A 13,191-nucleotide genomic window follows, 5' to 3' on the forward strand; every position below is an offset into this window, starting at 1 on the left:
CACCTTCCAGATCGACGCAGGGGCCGGATCCGCACGGATCCGGCCCCTGCGTCGTTCCCGGGGGCGCCGCGGCGCCCTCAGCGGGAGAAGTGGTCCCAGCCCGTCGAGCCGGTCCACGCCCGGCCGTCGACGAGCACCCCGTGCTCGCCGCGCTCCACGACCCGCCCGACGACGGCGAACGGCGCGGGCAGCTCCACGCCGGGCGGGAAGCACCCCAGCAGCGCGTGGTCCTCACCCCCGGTCAGGACGGGCGCGGGGTCGCCGAGGTCGTCGATCCACTCCCCCAGCACCGTCCGCGTGGACAGCTCGACGCTCACGCCGCTGGCCACCGCGAGGCGCCCGGCGTCGCGCAGCAGGCCGTCGCTGACGTCCATGAGCGCGCTGGCCCCGGCCTCGGCGGCGGCGGGCCCGGCGGCGAGGGGCGGTTCGGGGCGCCGGTGCGCCGCCAGCAGCTCCGGCGGGGCGTCGGGGACGCCGCGCTGCAGCAGGTCCAGGCCCGCCGCGGACCGCCCCAGCCGCCCGGCGACCGCGACGACGTGACCGGGACGGGCCCCCGAGCGCAGGACCGGCGCGCGCCCGGCCAGGTCGCCCAGGGCGGTGACGGCGACGAGGACCTCGGAGGCCGCGGACAGGTCCCCGCCCACGACGACGGCCCCGAACCGCTCGCAGGCCGCGGCGACGCCGGCGGCGAAGTCCTCGACCCAGGCGACCTCGAGGTCGGCGGGCATCCCCAGTCCGATGAGCAGGCCCGAGCAGCGGGCGCCCATGGCGGCGACGTCGGCGACGTTCTGCGCGACGGCCTTCCACCCGACGTCGGCGCCGGTGGACCAGTCGCGGCGGAAGTCCCGGCCCTCGACGAGGAGATCCGTGGTGGCCACGACCCGGCCGTCGGGGGCCGCGACGAGGGCCGCGTCGTCGCCGGGGCCGAGCAGGGCCTCGGTGGGCATGAGCGGCACCACGCGGGCCAGGAGCTCGGTCTCGTCCAGATCGCCGACGCGCAACCCTCGTCCTCTCGTCACAGCTGCCACGGGCACACTACGGGGCGATGTCCCCCGAGCCCCCCGAGCCGCCCGAGCCGCCCGGCCCGACCGCCCCCCGCCGCCCCGTCCCCCGCCCGCTCGTCGGGCTCGTCGTGGTGGTGGTGGCCGCGGCGGCGGTGTGGGCGTACGCGGTGGGCTCGCGCGGTGTCGAGGCCGCTCCCGGAGCCGGCGACCCGGCCTGCGCGCCGCTGCTGGACGCACTGCCGGCCACGCTCGGGGGCCTGGCCCGCACCCCGCAGGGGGCGGCGGGGGTCGCGGCCTGGGGGGAGGACCAGGTCGTCCTGCGGTGCGGGGCGCTGGTCCTGGGGCCGACGACGAAGGCGTGCGTGCCGGTGGGCCCCGACGCCGGTCCCAGCGTCGACTGGGTGCAGGACGCCGCCGGCGAGCGCGCCGTGCGCTTCCTGACCTACGGCCGCACCCCGGCGGTCGAGGTGACCGTCCGCTTCGGCGACGGCATCACCCGCGACCAGGCGACGTCGCAGCTCATCGACCTCGCCGCGCCGGTCTCGGCGATCCCGCAGACCCGGACGTGCCTCTAGCGCAGGCCGGTGGGCCGCCGCAGCGCCAGCTGCAGGAGGTGGTCGACGAGCTGAGGGTAGTCCACGCCCGTGGCCGCCCACATCCGCGGGTACATCGAGAACGGCGTGAACCCGGGCATGGTGTTGATCTCGTTGACGACGATGCCCTCGGGTCCGCGGGCGGGGTCGACGAACAGGTCGACGCGCGCGAGCCCCTCGGCGCCCATGGCCTCGAAGACCCGCACCGCGGTGCGCCGCACGGCGGCGGTGACCTCGTCGGGCAGGTCGGCCGGGCAGGACAGCCGCACGTTGGCGGAGTCGAGGTACTTGGCCTCGAAGTCGTAGAAGTCGTGGCCGCCGACGACCTCGATCTCCCCGGGCAGGCTCGTGAGCGGTTCGCCGCCGTCGAGGTCCTCCAGGACGCCGCACTCGATCTCGCGGCCGGTCAGGGCGGCTTCCACGACGACCTTGGGGTCGTGCGAGACCGCTTCGGCGACGGCGGCCTCGAGGCCCTCGCGGCCGGTGACGCGGCTGATCCCGATGCTGGAACCGGCGCGGGCGGGCTTGACGAAGACGGGGTACCCCAGGGCCTCGACCTCGGCGACCACGGCGTCGCGGTCGGTCTCCCAGCGCTTGGCGCGGAAGGAGGTCCACGGCCCGACGGGCAGCCCCTGCCCGGCGAGCAGGAGCTTCATGACCTGCTTGTCCATGCCGGCGGCCGAGGCGAGCACGCCCGAGCCGACGTAGCGGGTGTCGGACAGCTCGAAGAGCCCCTGCAGGGTCCCGTCCTCCCCGAAGGGCCCGTGCAGCAGCGGCAGCACGACGTCGACGGGGCCGCCGAGGGCCTGCCCGGAGGGGGTCTGCAGCGCCCGGGAGTCCACGTCCTGCGACAGCGCGACGGAGGGCCCGGCGGCCGGGACCTCGGGCAGCTTGCCGTCGGTGAGCTGGAACAGGGCGGGGTCGTCGTCGACGAGCACCCAGCGGCCGGTCGTGGTGATGCCGATCGGCACGACGTCGTAGACGTCGCGGTCGAGGGCGGCGAGGACGCCGGCGGCGGTCACGCAGCTGATGGCGTGCTCGGAGGACCGCCCGCCGAAGACGACGGCGACGCGGGGCCGGGTGGTGGCGGGGGGCGGGGGCTGGCTGCTCATCGGCGCCGACCCTACCCGCGGTGTGGTTGGGTGCCCCCGTGCCAGATGACGTGTCCCCCACCCCGCTGTCCCCGAACACCGTCGCCGTCGTCGCCGGACGACCGGCGCGCGCCCTGGACAGCGAGCTCAACACCCCCGTGTCCCTGTCGGCCACCTACGTCGGCGGCGGGTCCCTCGGCGCGGCCGCCCTGGGCTACGGCCGCTTCGGGAACCCGACGTGGACGGCCCTGGAGACGGCGATCGGCCAGCTGGAGGGCGGCCGCGCGCTCGCGTTCTCCTCGGGCATGGCCGCGGTGGCCGCGGCGCTGCACCTGGTGCCCGCCGACGGCACGGTGCTGGTCCCGCACGGGGCCTACAACGGCACGCACTCCCTCACGGCGCTGCTGGCGGCCCAGGGCCGGCTGCAGGTCCAGCCCGTCGACATCACCGACGTGGACGCGGTGCGCACCGCGCTGGCGGGCCTGGCGGGCCCGGTCCTGCTGTGGCTGGAGTCGCCGACGAACCCGCTGCTGGAGGTGGCCGACCTCGCGGCGCTGGCCGCGGCCGGTCACGAGCACGGCGCGGTCGTGGTGGTGGACAACACGTTCGCCACGCCGCTGCTGCAGCGGCCGCTGGAACTGGGCGCCGACGTCGTCGTGCACTCGGTGACGAAGTTCCTCTCGGGCCACTCCGACGTCGTCCTGGGCGCGGTCGTGGCGCGCGGGGAGGAGACGGTGGCGGCGCTGACGGCGCACCGGACGCTGCACGGGGCCATCCCCGGCCCGCTGGAGGCGTTCCTGGCCCTGCGGGGGCTGCGGACCCTGCCGCTGCGCCTGGAGCGCGCCCAGGCCAACGCGGCGGACCTGGCGCGGCGCCTGCAGGAGCACCCGGCGGTGACGCGGGTGCGCCACCCCTCGCTGCCGGGCGACCCCGGTCACGCGCTGGCGAAGGAGCAGATGAGCGGTTTCGGCGCGCTGGTGTCCATCGAGGTGACCGGCGGCGCGGCCGGTGCGGACGCCGTCGTGGACGCCGTGCGGTTGTGGGTGCCGGCCACGAGCCTGGGCGGGGTGGAGTCGCTGGTCGAGCGGCGCCGCCGGCACGCCGGTGAGCCGCGCGTGGTCCCCGAGGACCTGCTGCGGCTGTCGGTCGGGGTCGAGGACGTCGAGGACCTGTGGCGGGACCTGCGGCAGGCGCTCGACACGCTGGGCTGAGCGAGCGGGAACAAGCCGGGCGTGTGGCACGCTGACGAGCGGGTGACACGCCCGGCACGAGCCCTTGACGGGCAATATCTCATCCATGAGATAACGTGGCCCGCATGGCAGTCTCCACCGAGCAGATGACGCCGACCGGCGACCACTTGTCGCAGATCGGCGCCCTCATCCGCGACGCCCGCAAGCACCGCGGCCTCACCCAGGTCCAGCTCGCGGAGCGGCTGGGCACGTCCCAGAGCGCAGTGCACCGCATGGAGCAGGGGCAGCAGAACGTGTCGATCGACATGCTGCAGCGCGTCGGGCACGCCCTGCAGGACGACATCGTCTCCATCGGCCGCCCCGGCCCGACCCACCTGCGCGTGCACGGCGGCGTCAAGCTGTCCGGCAGCATCGCGGTCAAGTCCAGCAAGAACGCCGGCGTGGCCCTGCTGTGCGCCGCGCTGCTGAACAAGGGCCGCACGACGCTGCGGGGCGTGGCCCGCATCCTCGAGATCCACCGCATCCTCGACGTCCTGGGCAGCATCGGCGTGCAGTACGAGTGGATCAACGAGGCCGACCTCGTCCTCGACGTGCCGAACGACCTCGACCTGGACGCGATGGACGGCGAGACCGCCCGCCGCACGCGCTCGATCATCATGATGCTGGGCCCGCTGCTGCACCGGTACGAGGAGTTCGCCCTCCCCTACGCCGGCGGCTGCGACCTCGGCACCCGCACCGTGGAACCGCACATGGTCGCCCTGCGCCCCTTCGGGCTGCAGGTCACCGCGACCACGGGCTTCTACCACGCGAGCGTGGACCGCTCGGTGAGCCCGCAGCGCCCGATCGTGCTGACCGAGCGCGGGGACACCGTCACCGAGAACGCCCTCATGGCCGCGGCCCGCATGGACGGCGTCACGACGATCCGCAACGCCAGCCCCAACTACATGGTCCAGGACCTGTGCTTCTTCCTGGAGCTGCTCGGGGTCCGCATCGAGGGCATCGGCACGACGACCCTGGTGGTGCACGGCGTCCCGGACATCTCCGTCGACGTCGACTACGCCCCCTCGGAGGACCCGGTCGAGGCCATGAGCCTGCTGACCGCGGCGATCATCACCCACTCCGAGCTCACCGTGACGCGCGCCCCGATCGAGTTCCTCGAGATCGAGCTGGCGATCCTGGAGGAGATGGGCCTGAAGTACGACCTGTCGCCGGAGTACACCGCGGCCAACGGCCGCACCCGGCTGGTCGACATCACGGTCCACCCCTCCGAGCTCAAGGCCCCCATCGACAAGATCCACCCGATGCCGTTCCCGGGGCTGAACATCGACAACCTGCCGTTCTTCGCCGTCATCGCGGCGAGCGCGGAGGGTTCGACCACGGTCCACGACTGGGTCTACGACAACCGGGCGATCTACCTGACCGAGCTGAACCGCCTGGGCGCGCGCGTCAAGCTCCTCGACCCCCACCGGGTGCTGGTCGAGGGGCCCACGCGCTGGTCCGGCGCGGAGGTGCTGTGCCCGCCGGCGCTGCGCCCGGCCGTCGTGGTGCTGCTGGCGATGCTCGCGGCCAAGGGCACGTCGGTGCTGCGCAACGTCGACATCATCGCCCGCGGGTACGAGCAGCTCGCCGAGCGCCTGACGCCCCTGGGCGCGCAGATCGAGACGTTCAAGGACTGACCCCGCTCCACCCACGACGACGGCCCCCGTCCCCGCGCGAGCGGGGACGGGGGCCGTCGTCGTGCGGAACCTCAGGCCTTCTTGGCGACCCGGCGGGTGGTCGCCGCGGTCTTGGCCGGGGCGGTCTTGGCCGGGGCGGCCTTCTTGGCCGTGGTGGCCGTGCGGGCGGCCGGCGCGGTCTTCTTGGCCGCGGTCGCGGTGCGGGCGGCCGGGGCGGCGGTGCGGGTCGCGGGGGCGGCCTTCTTCGCCGTCGCGGTGGTCTTCTTGGCGGTGGCCGTCGACGCGGTCGCCGGCGCGGCGCCGGTCGAGCCCGCCCGCTCCTTGGCCGCGGCCTGGAACGCCCGCAGCGCCTTGGTGTCGGAGACGACCTCCTTGAAGGCCGTGCCGGGGCGGAAGCGCGGCACGGACGTCTTCTTGATCTTCACCGCTTCGCCGGTGCGCGGGTTGCGGCCGGTGCGGGCGTTGCGGGCCTGCTTCTCGAACGTGCCGAAGCCGCTGATGGCGACCTTGTCACCCTTGGCGACGGTCAGGGTGATGAGCTCGACGATCGCCTCGACGGCGGTCACCGCCTGCTTGCGACCGCCGAGCTGCGCTTCGAGCGCCTCGACCATCTCTGCCTTGTTCACGGGGGCTCCTCCTGGGTACCGGACGTCGTGCGGACCGAACATCTCCTCGCGCAACGGGTCGCGCAGGGCCGAGCAGGAGCCCGACGGGGAAACGGTACGACCGTCGATCACCGGAGTCCACCACCTGCGTGGCGGCGAGTCGTTGCGGCGCAGCACACCTCGTCGCCGGCGGCCGTCGTCGGCTTGCGCCGCAGGGCCTTCCGGCGGGCCCCCGCCGCTGCCCGCGGCCGCGGCACACCAGCGCCGGAAGCGTTGCGCCGCAACGCACCCGGACGCACGACGGCCCCGGTCCCGCTGCGGGGCAGCGGGTACCGGGGCCGTCGCGGGAGCCTCAGGCGGTGGGGGCCAGCGGGGTCGTCGTCGGCTTGAACGAGGGCCGGCGCGCCTCGAAGTCGGCGATGGCGTCGGCGTGGCGCAGGGTGAGGCTGATGTCGTCCAGCCCCTCCATGAGCCGCCAGCGGACGTAGTCGTCGACCTCGAAGGGTGCGGTGAAGTCGTCGACCTGGACGACTCGCTCGACGAGGTCGACCGTCACCTCGGTGCCGGGGTGCGCCTCCAGCGCCTTCCAGATGAGGTCGATGTCGCTCTGCTCGACGACGGCCGCCAGCAGCCCCTGCTTGCCGGAGTTGCCGCGGAAGATGTCGGCGAAACGGGGCGCCAGGACGGCCCGGAACCCGTAGTCGCGCAGCGCCCACACGGCGTGCTCACGGCTGGAGCCGGTGCCGAAGTCCCGGCCCGCCACGAGGACGGACCCGGGCCGGTAGGGCTCCTGGTTCAGCACGAAGCCCGGGTCGTTGCGCCAGCCGGCGAACAGCGCGTCCTCGAAGCCGGTCTTGGTGACCCGCTTGAGGTAGACGGCGGGGATGATCTGGTCGGTGTCGACGTCGGTGCGGCGCAACGGCACGCCGACACCGCGGTGGACGGTGAACTTCTCCACGGTCGGTCCCCTCTCAGGCGTTCACGGGTTCGAGGTCGGCGGGGGAACTGAGCGTCCCGCGCACGGCCGTGGCGGCCGCGACGAGCGGGGAGACCAGGTGCGTGCGGCCCCCCTTGCCCTGCCGGCCCTCGAAGTTGCGGTTGGAGGTGGAGGCGCAGCGCTCCCCCGGCGCGAGCTGGTCGGGGTTCATGCCCAGGCACATGGAGCACCCCGCGAACCGCCAGTCGGCGCCGAACTCCTTGAAGACGGTGTCCAGGCCCTCGGCCTCGGCCTGCAGCCGGACCTTGGCCGACCCGGGGACGACCATCATGCGGACCGAGTCGGCCTTCCTGCGCCCGCGCACGACGTCCGCGGCGGCGCGCAGGTCCTCGATGCGGCTGTTGGTGCACGAGCCGAGGAACACGGTGTCCACGGCGATGTCGCGCATCCTCGTGCCGCCCTCCAGGCCCATGTACTCCAGGGCGCGCTCGACGCCCTGGCGGACCCCGTCGTCGCCGATCCGCTCGGGCACGGGCACCGAGCCCGACAGCGGGACGCCCTGGCCGGGGTTGGTGCCCCAGGTGACGAAGGGTTCGAGCGAGGCGCCGTCGAGGACGACCTCGGCGTCGAACTCGGCGTCGTCGTCGGAGGCCAGGGTGCGCCAGTAGGCCACGGCGGCGTCCCAGTCCTCGCCCTGCGGGGCGTGCGGGCGGCCCTTGAGGTACTCGAACGTGGTGTCGTCGGGGGCGACCATGCCCGCGCGGGCACCGGCTTCGATCGACATGTTGCAGATCGTCATCCGGCCCTCCATCGACAGGCTGCGGATGGCCTCCCCGCGGTACTCCAGGACGTAGCCCTGGCCGCCGCCGGTGCCGATCTCGGCGATCACGGCGAGGATGATGTCCTTGGCGGTGGTGCCGGGCTTGAGCTGCCCGTCCACGGTGATCGCCATGGTCTTGAAGGGTTTGAGCGGCAGGGTCTGGGTCGCCATGACGTGCTCGACCTCGCTGGTGCCGATGCCCATGCCCAGGGAGCCGAAGGCGCCGTGGGTGGAGGTGTGGGAGTCCCCGCACACGACCGTCATGCCCGGCTGGGTCAGCCCGAGCTGGGGGCCCACGACGTGCACGATGCCCTGCTCGGCGTCGCCGAGGGGGTGCAGGCGGACACCGAACTCGGTGCAGTTCTCACGCAGCGTCTGCAGCTGCTTGGCGGAGGTCTTGTCCTCCAGCAGCGACAGGGGCCGGTCGATGTCCGCGGTGGGGGTGTTGTGGTCCTCGGTCGCGATGGTGAGGTCGAGCCGGCGCACGGGGCGCCCGGCCATCCGCAGCCCGTCGAAGGCCTGCGGGCTCGTCACCTCGTGGACGAGGTGCAGGTCGATGTAGAGCAGGTCCGGTTCCCCGTCCTCACCCCGCCGGACGACGTGGTCGTCCCAGACCTTCTGCGCCAGCGTGCGGCCCATGCTCGGCTCCCCTCTTGCGTCTCACGATTTGAGACGCCAGTATCGCTTCGTGGACAAGAGTAGCGGAGTCGGCGTCCTGGACAAGGCCGTGCTGGTCCTGGACGCCCTCGAGGCCGGGCCCGCGAGCCTGGCCCAGCTGGTGACGACCACGGGCCTGGCCCGCCCCACGGCCCACCGCCTCGCGGTCGCCCTGGAGCACCACCGGCTCGTCAGCCGGGACCTGCGGGGCCGGTTCGTGCTCGGCGCCCGGCACGCCGAGCTCGCGGCCGCCGCGGGCGAGGACCGCCTCGTGGCCGTCGCCGGACCCCTGCTGACGGCGCTGCGCGACGCCACGGGCGAGAGCGCGCAGCTGTACCGCCGGCACGGCGAGCACCGCGTCTGCATCGCCGCCGCCGAGCGGCTGCACGGGCTGCGCGACACCGTCCCCGTCGGCTCGTCCATGACCATGCACGCCGGGTCGGCCGCGCAGGTCCTGCTCGCCTGGGACGACCCGGAGCGGCTGTCGGTGGAGCTCATCGGCTCCCGCTTCGACGCCGGCGTCCTGTCGGGGGTGCGGCGGCGCGGCTGGGCCCACTCCAGCGGTGAGCGGGAGGCGGGCGTGGCCTCGGTGAGCGCCCCCGTGCGCGGCCCGTCCGGGCGCGTCCTGGCGGCGGTGTCGGTGTCCGGCCCCGCCGAGCGCTTCGGGCGGCACCCGGGGCGCCGGCACGCCGACGCGGTGCTGTCGACGGCGGCGGCCTTCAGCGCGGCCCTGACCCCGGCGACCTGAGGGCGGGCAAAGGAAGAGGCCCCCGGTCAGGTGACCGGGGGCCTCGTCTGTAGCCCCGACGGGATTCGAACCCGCGCTACCGCCGTGAGAGGGCGGCGTGCTAGGCCGCTACACAACGGGGCCCTAGCTTGCAGTACAAGCGCTGGGGTACCAGGACTCGAACCTAGACTAACTGAACCAGAATCAGTCGTGCTGCCAATTACACCATACCCCATGGTGACTTGCCCGGCCGGCGGACCGCCCGAACGAGATGAACTCTAACGGGTGCCGCGCCTGCTTCCCAAATCGGCTCCCCGGCCGCGGACCTGAGGCCGCGCGGGCGGTCACGTCGCCCCGTGGGGCGACGTGACCGCGGGCACCGTCAGAGGGTCGCGCGCAGGCGGCGCAGCCGCGCCAGCGAGGACTCCCGGCCCAGGATCTCCATCGACTCGAACAGCGGCGGCGAGACGCGCCGGCCCGTGACGGCCGTCCGCAGCGGCGCGAAGGCGAACTTCGGCTTGACCCCCAGACCGTCCACGACGGCCGCGCGCAGGGCCGCCTCCAGGTCCGCGGTGGTCCACGCCGGCAGGGCCTGCAGCGCCGCGAGCGAGGCGTCCAGGACGTCGGCCGCCTCCGGGCGCAGCGCCTTGAGGGCGTCCTCCTCCAGCACCACGTCCTCGTCGGCGGCGAAGAGGAAGCCCAGCATCCCCGGGGCCTGCCCGAGCAGGGTCATGCGCTCCTGCACCAGCGGGGCCGCCGCGGCCAGCCGGTCGAGCTGGCCGGCGTCCGGCTCGGCGGGCAGCACGCCCCCCGCCTGCAGGTACGGCACGAGCCGGGCGCGGAAGTCCTCCGGGGCCAGCAGGCGCAGGTGCGCGGCGTTGATCGCCTCGGCCTTGGCGACGTCGAACCGCGCCGGCGAGGCGTTGACGTCCGCCACGTCGAACGCCGCGACCATCTCCTCGACGCTGAACAGGTCGCGGTCGTCGGCGATCCCCCAGCCCAGCAGGGCCAGGTAGTTCAGCAGCCCCTCGCGGATGAACCCCCGGTCGCGGTGGTGGAACAGGTTCGACTCGGGGTCGCGCTTGGACAGCTTCTTGTTGCCCTCCCCCATGACGTAGGGCAGGTGGCCGAAGCGCGGGACGGCCTGCGCCACGCCGATGTCGACCAGCGCCTCGTACAGCGCGACCTGCCGCGGCGTGGAGGACAGCAGGTCCTCCCCGCGCAGGACGTGGGTGATCCCCATCAGCGCGTCGTCGACGGGGTTGACGAGCGTGTACAGCGGGTCGCCGTTGGCGCGCACCAGGACCGGGTCGGGGAAGGAACCGGCCTTGAACTCGATGCGCCCGCGCACCAGGTCGTCGAAGGAGTAGTCGCGCCCCTCGGGCAGCCGCAGCCGCAGCGTGGGCTGACGGCCCTCGGCCTTGAACGCGGCGACCTGCTCGGGGGTCAGGTCCCGGTCGAAGCCGTCGTAGCCCAGGACCTTGGGACGGCCCGCGGCCTCGTGCCGGGCCTCGATCTCCTCGGCCGTGGAGAACGACTCGTACAGGTGCCCGGCGGCCAGCAGCCGCTGCACCACGTCGTCGTACAGCGCACGGCGCTGGGACTGCCGGTACGGCTCGTGCGGGCCGCCGACGCCGATCCCCTCGTCCCAGTCCAGGCCGAGCCAGCCCAGGGCGTCGAGGATCTGGGCGTAGCTCTCCTCGGAGTCGCGCGCCGCGTCGGTGTCCTCGATGCGGAACACGAGCTTGCCGCCCGTGTGCCGGGCGTACGCCCAGTTGAACAGCGCGGTCCGGATGAGCCCGACGTGCGGGGTCCCGGTCGGCGAGGGGCAGAAGCGGACGCGGACCGGCGAGGGGGCGGCGGCCGGGTCGGACGGGGCGGGCGCGGGGATCTCAGTCATGGCCCGCCCAGCCTATTCGGGTGCGGTGAACGGCGTGGACAGGACGCCGATGCCCTCGACCTCCACCTCCACGCGCTGGCCCGGGCGCACGGGACCCACGCCCGCCGGGGTGCCGGTCATGATGACGTCCCCGGGCAGCAGGGTCATGGCCGAGGAGACGTGGGCCACGATGGAGGGGACGTCGTGGATCATGAGCGAGGTCCGGCCGTCCTGGACGACCTCGACGTCGTCGCCGGTCACCCGCCGCGTCTCGATCCGCACGTCCGAGGGGTCCAGCTCGGTCTCGATCCACGGCCCCAGCGGGGTGAACCCGTCGGCCCCCTTGGCCCGCCACCACTGCTTGTCGCTCTGCTGCAGCGCCCGGGCGGTGATGTCGTTGGCGATCGTGTACCCGTACACGACCTCCTCGACGCGCTCCTCGGGGACGTCCTTGCAGATGCGCCGGATGACGATCGCCAGCTCGCCCTCGTAGTGCAGCTCCTCCCCCGCCCAGGCCGGGATGACCAGCGGGTCCCCCGGGCCGGCGACGGAGGTGTTCGGCACCGTGAACACGAGGGGCTCGTCGGGGACCTCGTTGCCCAGCTCCGCCGCGTGCGCGGCGTAGTTGCGGCCGATGCCCAGGACCTTCGAGCGCGGGATGACGGGCGCCAGGAGGCGGGCGTCGACGAGCGGCACGCGCTCACCGGTCGGGTTCAGCGGGGTGAACAGCGGGTCGCCGGTGACGACGAGGATCTCCTCCTCGCCCGGTGCGCCCTCCACGACGCCGAACCGCGGGTCGGAGCCACCGGACGTGAACCTGGCGATGCGCATGCGCTCACCCTAGTGAGCGCGTGACCCCGCCCGTCCCGCGGGGACCGGCTCAGACGATCCGGCGCAGCCAGCCGTGGGTGTCCTCGGCGCGGCCGTACTGCAGGTCCAGCAGCTTGCCGCGGATCGCCATCGTGACCTCGCCGGCGGCCCCGCCGCCGTGCACCAGTTCCCCGTCGGCGGAGACGAGCCTGCCGACGGGGGTCACCGCGGCGGCCGTCCCGCAGGCGAAGACCTCGGTGATGCGCCCGGAGGCGACGCCCTCGCGCCACTCGTCGATGCTGACGCGGCGCTCGCTCACCTCGTGCCCGAGGTCCTTGGCCAGCTGCACGATCGAGTCGCGCGTGATGCCCTCGAGGATGGTGCCGGTCAGCTCGGGGGTGACGATCGAGCCGTCGTCGTGGACGAAGTAGAGGTTCATCCCGCCGAGCTCCTCGACGTACTTGCGCTCGCCGGCGTCGAGGAAGCAGACCTGGTCGCAACCGTGCTCGGCGGCCTCGGTCTGGGCGACCAGGCTGGCGGCGTAGTTGCCCCCGCACTTGGCCGATCCGGTGCCGCCGAAGGCCGCGCGGGTGTAGTTCTGCGACAGCCAGATCGAGACGGGTTTCACCCCGCCGGGGAAGTACGAGCCCGCCGGGGAGGCGATGACGAGGAACTTCACCTCGCGCGCGGCGCGGACCCCCAGGAACGCCTCGGTGGCGACCATGAACGGGCGCAGGTACAGCGAGCTCTCGCCCCCGGTCGGCACCCACGCCTCGTCGGCGCGGATGAGCTGGGTGATCGCCTCCAGGAACGTCGCCTCGTCGACCTCGGGCAGGGCCAGGCGCCGGGCCGAGCGCGCCATCCGGGCCGCGTTGGCCTCGGGGCGGAACGTCCAGACCGACCCGTCGGCGTGCCGGTAGGCCTTCAGCCCCTCGAAGACCTCCTGCGCGTAGTGCAGGACGGCCGCGGCCGGGTCCAGCTGCAGCGGCCCGTAGGGGACGACGGCCGCGTCGTGCCAGCCGGCGTCGACCGTCCACGTCGCCACCGCCATGTGGTCGGTGAAGTGCTTGCCGAACCCGGGGGCGGCCAGGATCTCGGCCCGGCACTCCTCGGAGACCGGCACGGCCGACGGCGTGACGGGGAACGTCAACCCAGCGGTCGGCGTGGCGGTCATGGAGGGCTCCTCGGGATCTGGCCGGTGG

At 73.9% G+C, this 13,191-nt stretch carries 12 protein-coding genes and 2 tRNA genes; 4 read left to right on the forward strand and 10 right to left on the reverse strand.

The window, feature by feature from the left end; genetic code table 11:
• Positions 1–77 precede the first annotated feature (77 nt).
• Positions 78–1,001: a thiamine-phosphate kinase gene (locus tag BJ968_RS03550; RefSeq protein ID WP_179749273.1), complete on the reverse strand. Its 924-nt coding sequence runs from the start codon at positions 999–1,001 to the stop codon at positions 78–80.
• Positions 1,002–1,045: 44 nt separating this feature from the next.
• Between BJ968_RS03550 and BJ968_RS03555 the strand changes: the two genes are divergently transcribed.
• Positions 1,046–1,579, forward strand: a complete 534-nt coding sequence (locus BJ968_RS03555; RefSeq protein ID WP_179749275.1) for a DUF3515 family protein — start codon at positions 1,046–1,048, stop codon at positions 1,577–1,579.
• Here the strand turns inward: BJ968_RS03555 and BJ968_RS03560 are convergent.
• Positions 1,576–2,709, reverse strand: coding sequence for a D-alanine--D-alanine ligase family protein (locus BJ968_RS03560; RefSeq protein WP_179749277.1), 1,134 nt, complete (start codon positions 2,707–2,709; stop codon positions 1,576–1,578). The two genes, BJ968_RS03555 and BJ968_RS03560, sit on opposite strands and share 4 nt — an antisense overlap.
• Positions 2,710–2,747: 38 nt before the next feature.
• On the opposite strand from BJ968_RS03560, the gene BJ968_RS03565 reads away from it, so the two are divergent.
• Entirely contained in the window at positions 2,748–3,899 is a 1,152-nt protein-coding gene (locus BJ968_RS03565; protein WP_179749279.1) for a PLP-dependent transferase, read from the forward strand.
• 125 nt (positions 3,900–4,024) lie between these two features.
• Positions 4,025–5,554, forward strand: a complete 1,530-nt coding sequence (locus BJ968_RS03570) for a UDP-N-acetylglucosamine 1-carboxyvinyltransferase (RefSeq protein WP_179756150.1) — start codon at positions 4,025–4,027, stop codon at positions 5,552–5,554.
• A 71-nt stretch (positions 5,555–5,625) separates the two neighbouring features.
• On the opposite strand, the gene BJ968_RS03575 is transcribed toward BJ968_RS03570, so the two are convergent.
• From BJ968_RS03575 to leuC, 3 genes are all read right to left on the reverse strand, one after another.
• Complete coding sequence (locus BJ968_RS03575; RefSeq protein WP_179749281.1) at positions 5,626–6,180, reverse strand: HU family DNA-binding protein; 555 nt, start codon at positions 6,178–6,180, stop codon at positions 5,626–5,628.
• A 331-nt stretch (positions 6,181–6,511) separates the two neighbouring features.
• A complete protein-coding gene (gene leuD / locus BJ968_RS03580; RefSeq protein ID WP_179749283.1) occupies positions 6,512–7,117 on the reverse strand; it encodes a 3-isopropylmalate dehydratase small subunit in 606 nt (201 codons plus the stop codon).
• 13 nt (positions 7,118–7,130) lie between these two features.
• The gene (gene leuC, locus BJ968_RS03585) at positions 7,131–8,555 is read right to left on the reverse strand and encodes a 3-isopropylmalate dehydratase large subunit (protein WP_179749285.1); all 1,425 of its coding nucleotides are present in this window, start codon (positions 8,553–8,555) and stop codon (positions 7,131–7,133) included.
• A gap of 49 nt (positions 8,556–8,604) precedes the next feature.
• Here leuC and BJ968_RS03590 point away from each other — a divergent pair, with 49 nt between their 5' ends.
• Positions 8,605–9,321 carry an IclR family transcriptional regulator domain-containing protein gene (locus BJ968_RS03590; protein ID WP_179749287.1) on the forward strand — a complete coding sequence of 239 codons (717 nt, stop codon included), beginning with the start codon at positions 8,605–8,607 and terminating at the stop codon, positions 9,319–9,321.
• Positions 9,322–9,371: 50 nt separating this feature from the next.
• Here the strand turns inward: BJ968_RS03590 and BJ968_RS03595 are convergent.
• The 5 genes from BJ968_RS03595 to BJ968_RS03615 all read right to left on the reverse strand — a co-directional run bounded on the left by BJ968_RS03595 (position 9,372) and on the right by BJ968_RS03615 (position 13,163).
• Positions 9,372–9,444, reverse strand: a tRNA-Glu gene (locus BJ968_RS03595).
• A 19-nt stretch (positions 9,445–9,463) separates the two neighbouring features.
• A tRNA-Gln gene (locus tag BJ968_RS03600) sits at positions 9,464–9,535 on the reverse strand.
• A 147-nt stretch (positions 9,536–9,682) separates the two neighbouring features.
• Complete coding sequence (gltX, locus tag BJ968_RS03605; RefSeq protein WP_179749289.1) at positions 9,683–11,200, reverse strand: glutamate--tRNA ligase; 1,518 nt, start codon at positions 11,198–11,200, stop codon at positions 9,683–9,685.
• A 12-nt stretch (positions 11,201–11,212) separates the two neighbouring features.
• Positions 11,213–12,010: a fumarylacetoacetate hydrolase family protein gene (locus BJ968_RS03610; RefSeq protein ID WP_179749291.1), complete on the reverse strand. Its 798-nt coding sequence runs from the start codon at positions 12,008–12,010 to the stop codon at positions 11,213–11,215.
• 49 nt (positions 12,011–12,059) lie between these two features.
• Entirely contained in the window at positions 12,060–13,163 is a 1,104-nt protein-coding gene (locus tag BJ968_RS03615; RefSeq protein ID WP_179749293.1) for a branched-chain amino acid aminotransferase, read from the reverse strand.
• Between the last annotated feature and the right edge of the window lie 28 nt (positions 13,164–13,191).

This window comes from Kineococcus aurantiacus, assembly GCF_013409345.1.
Lineage (GTDB): Bacteria > Actinomycetota > Actinomycetes > Actinomycetales > Kineococcaceae > Kineococcus > Kineococcus aurantiacus.

Excerpts from the sequence above, each read along its gene's own strand:
- BJ968_RS03555 (WP_179749275.1), top strand. The coding sequence starts at position 1,046 with ATGTCCCCCGAGCCCCCCGAGCCGCCCGAGCCGCCCGGCCCGACCGCC.
- BJ968_RS03615 (WP_179749293.1), bottom strand. The coding sequence starts at position 13,163 with ATGACCGCCACGCCGACCGCTGGGTTGACGTTCCCCGTCACGCCGTCG.
- BJ968_RS03560 (WP_179749277.1), bottom strand. The coding sequence starts at position 2,709 with ATGAGCAGCCAGCCCCCGCCCCCCGCCACCACCCGGCCCCGCGTCGCC.
- leuC (WP_179749285.1), bottom strand. The coding sequence starts at position 8,555 with ATGGGCCGCACGCTGGCGCAGAAGGTCTGGGACGACCACGTCGTCCGG.
- BJ968_RS03610 (WP_179749291.1), bottom strand. The coding sequence starts at position 12,010 with ATGCGCATCGCCAGGTTCACGTCCGGTGGCTCCGACCCGCGGTTCGGC.
- gltX (WP_179749289.1), bottom strand. The coding sequence starts at position 11,200 with ATGACTGAGATCCCCGCGCCCGCCCCGTCCGACCCGGCCGCCGCCCCC.
- BJ968_RS03570 (WP_179756150.1), top strand. The coding sequence starts at position 4,025 with ATGACGCCGACCGGCGACCACTTGTCGCAGATCGGCGCCCTCATCCGC.